The 12354-nt window shown below is 71.6% G+C and carries 8 protein-coding genes; 2 read left to right on the top strand and 6 right to left on the bottom strand.

Features of this window, described 5'->3' with window-relative positions:
• Positions 1–208: 208 nt before the first annotated feature.
• From gatB to gatC, 3 genes are read right to left on the bottom strand one after another with little or no spacing between them, the layout of a single operon-like run.
• Entirely contained in the window at positions 209–1726 is a 1518-nt protein-coding gene (gene gatB / locus QM517_RS03615) for an Asp-tRNA(Asn)/Glu-tRNA(Gln) amidotransferase subunit GatB (protein ID WP_077051600.1), read from the bottom strand.
• Entirely contained in the window at positions 1726–3246 is a 1521-nt protein-coding gene (gatA, locus tag QM517_RS03610) for an Asp-tRNA(Asn)/Glu-tRNA(Gln) amidotransferase subunit GatA (protein ID WP_283285272.1), read from the bottom strand. Before gatA ends, gatB begins: the two co-directional genes overlap by 1 nt.
• On the bottom strand, positions 3243–3542 hold the full coding sequence (gene gatC / locus QM517_RS03605) for an Asp-tRNA(Asn)/Glu-tRNA(Gln) amidotransferase subunit GatC (protein WP_283285271.1): 300 nt from the start codon (positions 3540–3542) through the stop codon (positions 3243–3245). Before gatC ends, gatA begins: the two co-directional genes overlap by 4 nt.
• Before the next feature lie 60 nt (positions 3543–3602).
• Between gatC and QM517_RS03600 the strand changes: the two genes are divergently transcribed.
• Positions 3603–5291, top strand: coding sequence for a long-chain-fatty-acid--CoA ligase (locus QM517_RS03600; RefSeq protein WP_283285269.1), 1689 nt, complete (start codon positions 3603–3605; stop codon positions 5289–5291).
• Positions 5292–5352: 61 nt separating this feature from the next.
• Here the strand turns inward: QM517_RS03600 and ligA are convergent, their stop codons facing one another.
• The 3 genes from ligA to QM517_RS03585 all read right to left on the bottom strand — a co-directional run bounded on the left by ligA (position 5353) and on the right by QM517_RS03585 (position 10209).
• Positions 5353–7761 (bottom strand): NAD-dependent DNA ligase LigA, encoded by a 2409-nt coding sequence (gene ligA, locus QM517_RS03595; RefSeq protein WP_283285268.1) that lies wholly within the window; start codon positions 7759–7761, stop codon positions 5353–5355.
• 156 nt (positions 7762–7917) lie between these two features.
• A complete protein-coding gene (gene mnmA / locus QM517_RS03590; RefSeq protein WP_303655294.1) occupies positions 7918–9015 on the bottom strand; it encodes a tRNA 2-thiouridine(34) synthase MnmA in 1098 nt (365 codons plus the stop codon).
• 9 nt (positions 9016–9024) lie between these two features.
• A complete protein-coding gene (locus QM517_RS03585; protein ID WP_283285266.1) occupies positions 9025–10209 on the bottom strand; it encodes a cysteine desulfurase family protein in 1185 nt (394 codons plus the stop codon).
• 47 nt (positions 10210–10256) lie between these two features.
• Here QM517_RS03585 and glgX point away from each other — a divergent pair, with 47 nt between their 5' ends.
• Positions 10257–12347: a glycogen debranching protein GlgX gene (gene glgX, locus QM517_RS03580; RefSeq protein ID WP_283285264.1), complete on the top strand. Its 2091-nt coding sequence runs from the start codon at positions 10257–10259 to the stop codon at positions 12345–12347.
• Positions 12348–12354: the final 7 nt, after the last annotated feature.

The raw sequence follows: 12354 nt of genomic DNA, 5'->3' as shown, positions 1-12354 counted from the left end.
TCTCCCCCGGGCCTCCGACATCGCGGCCGAGGACGGGCGGCGGCGCGCGCGTCCGCTCAGCGATCCGCACAACGTCATCCCAAATCCCGCGAAGCCGACTGGCCTACGGCGAATCGCTGAGTTCGCGCACCCGCCCCACACCCCCGGAAACGACGGATGCCACGGCCCGCGCCCGCGAGGAGCGTCGGAGCCGTGGCATCCACGGTGCTTACTGTGCGGCGGCGCGCTCCAGCACGAGCTCGCGCACGCGCGCGGCGTCGGCCTGACCCTTCATCGCCTTCATCACGGCGCCGATGACCGCGCCGGCGGCCTGGACCTTGCCGTCGCGGATCTTCGCCAGCACGTCGGGCTGGGCGGCCAGAGCCTCGTCGATCGCGGCGATGAGCGCGCCGTCGTCGGACACGACCGCGAGACCGCGGGCGTCGACGACCTGCTGCGGAGTGCCCTCGCCCGCGATGACGCCCTCGAGCACCTGACGCGCGAGCTTGTCGGTCAGCGTGCCCGCGTCGACGAGCTGCTGCAGCGCGGCGACGTTCTCGGGACTGACGAGCTCGGCGGGCTCGCGCTCCTCGGCGTTCGCGATGCGGCTGATCTCGCTCATCCACCACTTGCGCGCGGCGGCGGGCGACGCGCCGGCGGCGACGGTGGCCTCGACCTCGTTCAGCAGACCCGCGTTCACGACGCCCTGGAAGTCGATGTCCGCGAAGCCCCAGTCGGCCTTGAGCCGACGACGGCGTGCGGCCGGCGGTTCGGGCAGCGCGGCGCGCAGCTCCTCGATCAACTCCGGCGCCGGCACGACGGGGAGCAGGTCGGGCTCGGGGAAGTAGCGGTAGTCATCGGCATCCGACTTCGGACGACCCGGCGACGTGCGCCCCGTGTCCTCGTGCCAGTGGCGCGTCTCCTGCGTGATCGTGCCGCCGGCGGCCAGGATCGCCGCCTGGCGCTGGATCTCGTACCGCACCGCGCGCTCGACCGACCGCATCGAGTTGACGTTCTTCGTCTCGGTGCGCGTGCCGAGCTTCTCCTGGCCGCGGGGGCGCAGCGACACGTTGGCGTCGCAGCGCAGGTTGCCGCGCTCCAGACGGGCCTCGGAGATGCCGAGACCGCGGACGATGTCACGGATCGTCGCGACGTACGCCTTCGCGAGCGCCGGAGCCGAGTGCTCGGCGCCGAAAATGGGCTTCGTCACGATCTCGACCAGCGGAACGCCGGCGCGGTTGTAGTCGACGAGCGAGTACTCGGCGCCCTGGATGCGCCCGGTCGCCCCACCCATGTGGGTGAGCTTTCCGGCGTCCTCCTCCATGTGCGCGCGCTCGATCGGCACGGTGACGATCGTGCCGTCCTCTAGCTCGACCTCGACCGATCCCTCGAACGCGATGGGCTCGTCGTACTGAGAGATCTGATAGTTCTTGCCGAGGTCGGGGTAGAAGTAGTTCTTCCGTGCGAACCGGCTCGACGGCGCGATCGAGCAGCCGAGGGCGAGGCCCAGGCTGATCGACGAGCGGATCGCCTCGGCGTTCACGACCGGAAGCGCGCCCGGCAGGCCCATGTCGACCGGCGCGACGAGCGTGTTCGGCTCGGCGCCGTGGTTCGCCTCGTTGGCGGGGTTGGGTGCGGCGGAGAACATCTTCGTCGCCGTGTTGAGCTCGACGTGAACCTCGAACCCGAGAACCGGCTCGAACAGTTCGAGGGCCTCGTCGAAGTCCATCAGCGCGTCCTTGGCCATCAGCGGGTCGCTCCGTTCGTGAGGGAGGGGGCACGGTCGAGAAGCGGACCGCCCCACTGGTCGACCAGCAGCGCTTCGAGCGCCGCGCCGACGCGGTACAGACGTGCGTCCTCACGGGCGGGGGCGAGGAACTGGATGCCGACCGGCAGACCGTCCTCCTCGGCCAGGCCGCTGGGGATCGAGATGCCCGGGACGCCGGCGAGGTTCGCCGGGATGGTCGTCACGTCGTTGAGGTACATCTGCAGTGGATCGTCGAGCTGCTCGCCCAGGCGGAACGCCGTGGTCGGCGCCGACGGGGTCGCGATCACGTCGACCTCGGCGAACGCGGCGTCGAAGTCCCGCTGGATGAGGGTCCGCACCTTCTGCGCGCTGCCGTAGTAGGCGTCGTAGTACCCGGCCGACAGGGCGTAGGTGCCGAGGATGATGCGGCGCTTGACCTCGGGACCGAACCCGGCGTCGCGCGTGGCGGCCATGACGCTCTCGACCGTCGGGGTGCCCTGCGGCGTGACCCGCAGACCGAAGCGGACCGAGTCGAACTTGGCCAGGTTGCTGGATGCCTCGGCCGGAAGGATCAGGTAGTACGCGGCCACGCCGTATTCGAAGTGCGGCGCGCTGATCTCGACGATCTCAGCGCCCTGAGCCTCCAGGGTGGCGAGCGCGGCGCGGAACGAGTCGGACACGCCCTTCTGGAAGCCGCGGTCGTCGAGTTCGCGGATGACGCCGACCTTCAGCCCCTTCAGCACCTCACCGGTGGCGCCCTCGCGGGCTGCCGCAGCGAAGGAGGGCCACGCGTCGGTGAGCGACGTGGAGTCGTGCGGGTCGTGGCCGGCGATGACGTCGTGCAGGAGTCCCGCGTCGAGCACGGTCCGGGTCACGGGACCGACCTGATCGAGGCTGGATGCCAGGGCGATCGCGCCGTACCGGCTGACGCCGCCGTAGGTCGGCTTGACGCCCACCGTGCCGGTCACGTGAGCGGGCTGGCGGATCGAGCCGCCCGTGTCGGATCCGAGCGCGAGGGGGGCCTCGAATGCGGCCACGGCGGCAGCCGAACCGCCGCCCGAACCGCCGGGGATCCGGTCGAGGTCCCACGGGTTGTGCGTCGGACCGTACGCGGAGAACTCGGTCGACGAGCCCATGGCGAACTCGTCCATGTTCGTCTTGCCGAGCGGCACGAGTCCGGCGGCGCGCGAGCGGGCGACGACCGTAGCGTCGTAGGGAGACAGGTACCCCTCGAGGATCTTCGATCCGCTCGTGGACGGCATGTCGGTCGTGACGAGCACGTCCTTGACCGCGAGCGGGACGCCCGCGAGCTCGTGGAGCTGCTCGCCCGCGGCGCGGCGGCGGTCGATGTCCGCCGCGACGTCGAGAGCGTGGTCGCTCACGTGGAGGAAGGCGTGCACGTCGCCGTCGACGGCGGCGATGCGGTCGAGGTGCGCGCGCGTCGCCTCGACGCTCGACACCTCCTTCGACGCGAGGGCGGCGGCGAGGTCGGCGGCGCTCAGGCGCGTGAGGTCGCTCACTGCTCCTCCCCCAGGATCGCGGTCACCCGGAACCGGCCGTCGGCCTGGTCGGGTGCGTTCTGCAGCACCTGGTCGCGGGTCAGCTGCTGCTGCACGATGTCGGGGCGGAACACGTTCTGCAGCGGGATCGGGTGGCTCGTGGCGAAGACGTCGGGGGTTGCCACCTCGGACACCTTCGCGATGTTGTCGACGATGGCATCCAGCTGGCCGGTCAGGCTCTGGATCTCTTCGTCGCTCAACTCGATCCGAGCGAGCACACCGAGATGGCGCACGAGATCAGGGGTGATTTCAGACACCCGGCAAGTCTAGTTCGCGGGCACCGCGCGCCGAGACCGGCCCCGGCCTACGCTGGGACGGTGACGAGCTACGACCCGCCTCGCCCCTGGACCGCCAGCTATGCCGCCGGAGTGCCGGAGGACCTCGAACCTCAGACGGGCTCGCTCGTCGACATCCTCGACGCCTCCACGCGCGACTACCCCGACGCCCCGGCGTTGGAGTTCTTCGGTCGGACGACGTCGTACGCCGAGCTGTCGGCCGAGGTGAGCCGCGTCGCCGGGGCCCTCGCCGCGCACGGCGTGCGTGCCGGCGACCCCGTCGCGATCGTCCTGCCGAACTGTCCGCAGCACATCGTCGCGTTCTACGCGGTGCTGCGCCTGGGCGCGGTCGTCGTGGAGCACAACCCGCTCTACACCGCGCGGGAGCTCCGCAAGCAGTTCGAGGATCACGGCGCGAAGCACGCCATCGTGTGGAGCAAGGTCGTGAAGACCGTGCAGGACTTCCCGGCCGACCTGCGGGTCGACACCCTCGTGTCCGTCGACGTCACCCGGGCGATGCCGCTCCGCATGCGCGTGGCCCTACGCCTCCCCGTCGCGAAGGCGCGGGAAGCGCGCGCGGCCCTCACCGAGAAGACGGCGGATGCCGAGCCCTGGGCCCAGCTCCTCCGCCACGACCCGCTGCCCGCGGCGCACCCCCGCCCGGCCACGGACGACCTCGCGATCATCCAGTACACGAGCGGGACGACCGGCACCCCGAAGGGCGCGATGCTCACCCACGCGAACCTCCTCGCCAACGCCGCGCAGGCCCGCGCGTGGGTGCCGTCGATCGTGCGCGGCGAGGGTTGCGTCGTCTACGCGGTCCTGCCGATGTTCCACGCGTACGGTCTGACGCTCTGCCTGACGTTCGCGATGTCGATGGGCGCGCGCCTCGTCCTGTTCCCCAAGTTCGACCCCGACCTCGTCCTCGCCGTCACCAAGCGGCATCCCGCGACCTTCCTGCCCCTCGTGCCGCCGATCGCCGAGCGCCTGCTCGCCGCGGCCGAGGCGAAAGGCGTGTCGCTGGCCGGCACCGATATCGCGATCTCGGGCGCGATGGCCCTCCCGCACGAGCTGGTGGTCCCGTTCGAGAAGGCCACCGGCGGGTACCTCGTCGAGGGGTACGGCTTGAGCGAGTGCTCCCCCGTGCTCATGGCCAACCCCGTGGCCGAGAACCGCGTGCCGGGAACCGTCGGGCTCCCGCTGCCGGGCACCGAGTGCCGCGTCGTCGACCCCGATGACCCGCACACCGATGTCGAGCCCGGCGGCCGCGGCGAGCTCGTGGTGCGCGGACCGCAGGTGTTCTCGGGCTACTACGGCAAGCCCGAGGCGACGGAGGAGGTGTTCGTCGACGGGTGGTTCCGCACGGGCGACATCGTCACAATCGACGAGGGCGGATTCGTCCGGATCGTCGACCGCATCAAGGAGCTCATCATCACGGGCGGCTTCAACGTCGCGCCGACCGAGGTCGAGAACGTCCTACGACAGCATCCCTCGATCGCCGACGTCGCCGTGGTGGGGCTCCCGAGCGACCATTCGGGGGAAGACGTGGTCGCCGCCGTCGTCCCGTTCGCCGGGGCCGAGATCGACCCCGACGAGCTGCGCGACTTCGCCCGCGGCATCCTGACCCCGTACAAGGTGCCGCGCCGGATCGTGGTCGTCGACGAACTGCCGAAGTCGCTCATCGGCAAGGTTCTCCGGCGTCAGGTGAAGGAGCGGCTGCTCGCGGAGTGAGCAAGCCCGCGGGCCTCTCCGCGGGGCTTCACCGACCGGAGCGGATGCCGGGCGCCTCGACTCAGTCCTCGGTCGCGGCGTCCGGAGCCGGAGGGAGCGCGTCCGGTCCCTGCTCGACGAGCACGCGGAACTGCGCGGCATCCAGAATCCGGACGCCGAGTTCTTCCGCCTTCGCCAGCTTCGACCCCGCGCCCGGCCCCGCGGCGACGAAGTCGGTCTTCTTCGACACGCTCGAAGCGGCCTTGCCTCCCGCGGCGATGATCGCCTCCTGCGCCCCCTCGCGGGAATAGCCCTCGAGCGATCCCGTCGCGACCACGGTGAGACCGGTCAGAACCCCGCCGGCGGCGGCCGCGGCCCCCGGGCCGGGATGCCCGGGGATGGCAAAGCGGACACCCGCGGCCGCCCACCGATCGACGATGTCGCGGTGCCAGTCGACCTCGAACCAGTCGATGACGGCGTCGGCGATGATGCCGCCCACCCCCTCGACCGCGGCGAGTTCGTCGCGCGAGGCCGCGCGGATGGCATCCAACGACCCGAACCACTGCGCCAGGGCGCGCGCCGCCACCGGACCGACGTGCCGGATGTTCAGGGAGACGAGAAGGCGCCAGAGGTCTTTCGACTTCGCCTTCTCGAGTTCGGCGACGAGCTTGACGGCCTGCTCCGAGGGGAGGACCTCGCGGTAGTCCTTGCGGATGCCGCGGCGCCGACGCTCCGCGGGATCGAGGTTCTCGGAACCGGGCGGATACGTGGCAGGTCCGAGCTTCTGGAACGGCGCGCGCCGCACCTCGTCGCCGGTCTTCTCGTCGATCTTGCGCTCCCCCGTCTCGGCGTCGCGCACGACGACCTCGATCGGGACGAGCTGCTCGAGCGTCAGGTCGAACAGACCCGCCTCGGTGTCGAGCGGCGGCTCGGCGGGGACATCGGGCTGCGTCAACGCTGCGGCCGTCACCTCGCCCAGCGCCTCGATGTCGAGCGCGCCCCGCGAACCGATGTGCTCCACGCGCCCGCGGACCTGCGCGGGGCACGACCGCGCGTTGGGGCAGCGGAGATCGATGTCGCCCTCTTTGGCGGGGCGCAGCGGCGTGCCGCACGCCGGGCAGTCGGCGGGCATGACGAACGCGCGCTCGCTGCCGTCGCGCAGCTCGACCACGGGTCCGAGGACCTCGGGGATCACGTCGCCGGCCTTGCGCAGCACCACGGTGTCGCCGATCAGGACGCCCTTGACCTTGACGACGTCCTGGTTGTGCAGGGTCGCCTGGCGCACGACGCTGCCCGCGACGCGCGCGGGTTCCATCACGGCGAAGGGCGTCGCGCGGCCGGTGCGCCCGACCGACACCACGATGTCGAGGAGCTTGGTGTTCACCTGCTCAGGCGGGTACTTGTAGGCGATCGCCCAGCGCGGGGCGCGGCTCGTGGCCCCGAGCTCGTCGTGCAGAGCGAGCTCGTCGACCTTCACGACGACGCCGTCGATCTCGTGCTCGACGTCGTGGCGGTGCTCGCCGTGGTGGGCGACGAAGGCGAGCACGCCGTCGACGGTCGATTCGACGCGGCTGTAGGGCGACGTCGGAAGCCCCCACGACGCCAGGAGATCGTAGATCTCGCTCTGCGCGGCCACCGGCGGATCCGGCCACGCACCGATGCCGTGGACGTAGAGGGCGAGCGAGGCGATGCGGGCGAGTCCCGCCTCGAGCTCGAGCCCCGACTTCTTCTCGATCTGCTGGCGCAGCCCTCCGCTGGCGGCGTTACGCGGGTTCGCGAACGCCGGGAACCGCCGCGCCGCCGCCTGCTCGGCCTTCTCGAGGTCGAACGCCTTCGCCCCGCCGCGGCGGGCGGCGGCGCGCTCCCGGGCCTCGGCCACGGCGCGCTCGCGGTACTCGCCCTGCAGCCGGTTGAGGTTCTCGAAGGCCGCGACGGGGATGAAGACCTCGCCCCGCACCTCGACCAGCGCCGGGTGGCCGTCGCCGGTGAGTTCGCGCGGGATCCCGGCGACCCGCAGCGCGTTCTCGGTCACGATCTCGCCCACGCGCCCGTCGCCACGGGTCGCGGCCGAGGTGAGCACCCCGTTCTCGTAGCGCAGGCTGATCGCCAGTCCGTCGATCTTGAGTTCCGTCAGCCAGTTCACCGGCCGCCCGGCGGAGGCCTCGGTCTTGACGGCCCACTCGCGCAGCTCTTCCGGCGAGAAGACGTTGTCGAGGCTCAGCATCCGCTCGGCGTGCTCGATCGTCACGAGGTCGGTGGCCTCGGCCGCACCCACGGACAGGGTCGGGCTGTCCTGCCCCTGCAGCTCGGGGTACAGGCGCTCGATGGCCTCGAGTCGATGCATCCACCCGTCGTACGTCGCGTCGTCGACGAGCTCGGCATCCCGCCCGTAATACGCGTCGCGCGCATGGACGATCCGCTCGGTCAGATCGGCCGCTTCGGTGCGCGCTTCGTCGAGGGTGAGGTCGGGAAGCTGGTCGTGCTCGGTCACCCGTCCAGCTTAGGCAGGGGCACCGACACCGCCCGGGGGTTGCGGGGGTTCCGCGCGCGACGGGAGGACATTCCTTCAAGGGAGGACGGATGCCACGATCCCGGCCCTCCCGGCCCCGAATCCCCTCCCGGGGCCGGAGTCGCCGGGAGCGAGGGCTCAGGCTCCGACGGGGACCGCCGACACCGTCCGGGCGATCGTGAACTGACCGATCACGCGGGTGCCGTCGTAGAGCACGGCCGTCTGCCCCGGTGCCACGCCGTCGAAGGGCTCCTCGGGGCGCACGGTCAGCGCCCCGCCCTCGAGCACGGCGGTGGCGGGCACGGGGTCCGCGTGGGCGCGGATCTGCACGTGGCACGTGAACGTCGCCGCGGAGGGGGCGCGTCCCGCCCAGGAGAAGCGATCGCCCGAGATCTCGGCGCAGGCGAGGGCCTCTTTCGGTCCCACCACGACCGTGTTGTTCACGGGACGCACTTCGAGCACGAAGCGCGGCTTGCCGTCGGCGGCGGGGACGCCCAACTGCAGTCCGCGGCGCTGGCCGACGGTGAAGGCGTGCGCTCCCTCGTGCGTGCCGACGACCGCACCGGAGCGGTCGAGGATCTCGCCCTTCTCCGCGCCCACGCGGTCGGCGAGCCACCCTCGCGTGTCGCCGTCGGGGATGAAGCAGATGTCGTGGCTGTCGGGCTTCTGCGCGACGGACAGTCCGCGCTCCTCCGCCTCGGCGCGGACGACCGCCTTGGACGGCGTCGACCCGAGCGGGAAGTACGTGTGCGCGAGCTGTGCCTCCGTCAGGACGCCGAGGACGTACGACTGGTCCTTCGCGGCATCCGAGGCCCGGTGGAGCTCCCGCCCGTCGGGGGTGTCGACGAGCGTGGCGTAGTGGCCCGTGCACACCGCGTCGAAGCCGAGTTCGACGGCGCGCTCGAGGAGGGCGGCGAACTTGATCTTCTCGTTGCACCGCATGCAGGGGTTGGGCGTGCGGCCGGCGCGGTACTCCGACACGAAGTCCTCGATCACGTCGTCGCGGAAGCGCTCCGAGAAGTCCCACACGTAGAAGGGGATGCCGAGCTTGTCCGCCGCGCGACGGGCGTCCATGGCGTCCTCGATCGTGCAGCAGCCGCGGCTCCCGGCGCGGAGCGTCCCGCCCGCGCGCGACAGTGCCAGGTGCACACCGACGACGTCGTGGCCCGCCTCGACCGCGCGTGCCGCGGCCACCGCGGAGTCGACGCCACCGCTCATCGCCGCCAGAACTCGCATCGTCCCAGTCTACGAACCGCCCGCTGAACGGGCGCCGGATGCCACGGCCCGCTCGTACGCGGACGGCAGTGCCGCGAGCACGGCATCCACGTCGCCCTCGGTCGAGGTGCGCCCGAGGGTCAGACGGAGGACCGACCGGGCGGCACGGTCGTCGAGCCCGAGGGCGAGCACGACGTGCGAGGGTTCGGCGACGCCCGCCTGGCATGCCGAGCCCGTGGACACCGAGATCCCGGCCATGTCGAGGAGGAACAGCAAGGTCTCCCCCGCCACGCCCGGGAAGAGCACGTGCGCGTTGCCGGGAAGCCGGTCGTCGGGATCCCCGAGCAGGCGCGCGGTCGGGATCGCCCCGAGGATGCCGTGGACCAGGCGACGACGCAGGCCCTCGAGCCGCACGGTCTCCCGTTCGCGCTCGGTCTCGGCCGCGATCGCGGCGGCGGCGAAGGCCGCCGCCCCGGCGGCATCCTGCGTGCCGGCGCGCAGTCCGCGCTGCTGACCGCCCCCGTGCTGCAGCGGCGTCAGCCGGGCGTGCCGCGAGACCACCGCCGCGCCGACACCGACGGGTCCGCCGACCTTGTGCGCCGAGACGGACAGGGCGACCAGGCCACCGGGGCCGTCTCCGGCGCCGCGCCAGCCCGAGAAGTCGACGTCGACCTGGCCGAGCGCCGACACCGCGTCCAGATGCAGGGGAACGCCGGCCTCGGCGGAGGCGCGGGCGAGGCCGGCGGCATCCTGCACCGTTCCGACCTCGTTGTTGGCCACGAGCGCGGTGGCCAGGGCCGCGTGCGGAAGCTCCGCGGCGAACGCGGCGACGGGGATCCGGCCGAGCGCGTCGAGCCCCACGGGGCGCACCCGCGCCTCGGTGGCACGCGTCAACCACGCGACCGTGTCCAGCGTCGCGTGGTGTTCGCCGTCGGGGAGCACGATCGCGTCGGTCGACGGCTCCCGCGACCACCACAGACCCTTCAGGGCCAGGTTCGTCGCCTCGGTGCCGCCGGAGGTCAGCACGACCTCGATGGGCTGGCATCCCAGCACCTCGGCGAGGCGCTCGCGTGCGTCTTCGAGGAGGCGCCGGGCGGCCTGGCCGGCGCCGTGGATCGACGACGGATTGCCCAGCACCTCGTGCGCGGCCAGCCACGCGTCGCGAGCCTCGGGCCGCAGCGGGGTGGTCGCGGCATGGTCGAGATAGACCGGCATTCACCCTCCCCGGTGTCTCGTGCGCGTCCTTCACTACCCTAGGACGCATGGTCCCACCCGAAGCGGCCCTGTCGCCGCGCCCTGCCCTCCTCGCCTCGTCCTTCGACGACCTCGGCGTGCGGCTGGGCCCCGACGGAGGAACACTGCGCGTCTGGTCGGGGAACGCCGACACGATGCACCTCGTCGTCTTCGACCATGTCGACCTCGACTGGGCCGTCGAGACGCTGCCGATGACGGCGACGGGCGACGGCGTGTTCGAGGCGACGACGCCGCTTCTGCGGCCCGGTGCGCGCTACGCGGTGCGGGCCGGCGGACCCCACGGTCCCGGCAACACCTTCAACCCCGAGACGCTCCTCCTCGACCCGTACGCTCGAGGCCTCGTGTCAGGGGGCTACGGCGACTGGCGCGGCGTCGTCGTCGAGGGCGGGTTCGACTGGGGCGGTGTGGCCAAGCCCCGCGTCCCGATGGACCGCACCGTGATCTACGAGGGGCATGTCAAGGGGCTCACCAAGCGGCATCCGCTGGTTCCGCCCGCCCTGCACGGCACGTACGCGGGCCTGGCCCACCCGGCGATGATCGAGCACTTCCTCTCGCTCGGCATCACGAGCATCGAGCTGCTCCCCGTGCACGCCTTCGCCACCGAGCCGCGTCTGCTCCAGCTGGGCCTGACGAACTACTGGGGCTACAACTCGCTCAACTTCTTCTCCCCGCACTCCGCGTACGCCACCGCCGCCAGCCGCGCGGAAGGCCCCGAAGCCGTGCTGCGCGAGTTCAAGGGCATGGTGCGGCTGCTGCACGAGGCGGGCCTCGAGGTCCTCCTCGACGTCGTGTACAACCACACGTCGGAGGAGGGGATCGGCGGCCCGCGGACCAGCCTGCGCGGCCTCGACAACCGCTCGTACTACCGCCAGACCGACGAGGGCGTCTACATCGACGTGACCGGGTGTGGCAATGCGGTGAACACGTCGACGGATGCCGCGGCGCGCCTCGTCCTGGACTCGTTGCGCTACTGGGCCGAGGACGTGCAGATCGACGGGTTCCGGTTCGACCTGGCCGTCACGCTGGGGCGCGACGGGAACCACTCCTTCGATCCCGAACATCCGCTTCTGCGGGCGATCCGCGACGACGAGGTGCTCGCGGGCACCAAGCTCATCGCCGAGCCGTGGGACGTCGGCATGGGCGGGTGGCAGACCGGCAACTTCGGCGACGGCTGGCACGAGTGGAACGATCGCTACCGCGACCGCGTGCGCAATTTCTGGCTCAGCGACGTCGACTACGCCCGGCGCGCCAGTACGGCGCCGGTCGGCATCGGCGGCTTCGCGACCCGGCTGGCGGGATCGTCGAACACGTTCTCCCAGGAGCGCGGACCGCTCGCCAGCGTCAACTTCGTCACGGCGCACGACGGATTCACCCTGCGCGACCTCGTCTCGTACGACGTCAAGCACAACCTCGGCAACGGCGAGCAGAACCGCGACGGGGCGGACACCAACCGCTCGTACAATCACGGGGCCGAGGGCAAGACCGACGACCCGCGCATCCTCGCCACCCGCCGGAAGGCCATGCGCAACCTCCTCGGCACCCTGCTGCTGTCGGCGGGAGTTCCGATGATCACCGCGGGCGATGAGATGGGGCGCACGCAGCGCGGCAACAACAACGCCTACTGCCATGACTCGCCGCTGACGTGGCTGTCGTGGAACCTCGCGCCCTGGCAGCAGGACCTCTTCGCGCACACTCAGCGCCTCCTGGCTCTCCGCCGTGAGAACCCGGCCCTGCGTCCGGTGCACTTCGCCCGCCTCGGCGAACGGATCCCCTCCGCGTCGCTCATGGACTGGTACGACGAGCACGGCGAGACGATGTCGAGCGACCGCTGGACCGACCCCTCGCACCGCACCCTGCAGTACCTCGCGACCTCCACGCCCGAGAACGAGGAGCTCAATCGCATCCTGCTCGTCGTGCACGGAAACGAGAGCCCCGTCGAGGTGACCCTGCCCGTCCTGACGGACGACGTGGAGTACGTGTCGCTGTGGTCGAGCGCCGACGAGACCCCGGCGGACGACATGCCGAGGATCGCTCCGGGTGAGGTCGTCCCGTTCGTCGGCACGTCGATGCGGCTGTTCCGCGTCGAGTCCCGGGGCTGACTCGGCG

The organism is Microbacterium sp. IEGM 1404 (assembly GCF_030056775.1).
In the GTDB taxonomy this organism is placed as follows: Bacteria; Actinomycetota; Actinomycetes; order Actinomycetales; family Microbacteriaceae; genus Microbacterium.
Note: the sequence above shows the minus strand (reverse complement) of the source record. Positions and strands in the feature narration are given on the sequence as shown.

Coding starts and splice junctions, on each gene's coding strand:
- QM517_RS03585 (WP_283285266.1), bottom strand. CDS start 10,209: ATGCCGGTCTATCTCGACCATGCCGCGACCACCCCGCTGCGGCCCGAG.
- glgX (WP_283285264.1), top strand. CDS start 10,257: ATGGTCCCACCCGAAGCGGCCCTGTCGCCGCGCCCTGCCCTCCTCGCC.
- mnmA (WP_303655294.1), bottom strand. CDS start 9,015: ATGCGAGTTCTGGCGGCGATGAGCGGTGGCGTCGACTCCGCGGTGGCC.
- gatB (WP_077051600.1), bottom strand. CDS start 1,726: ATGGCCAAGGACGCGCTGATGGACTTCGACGAGGCCCTCGAACTGTTC.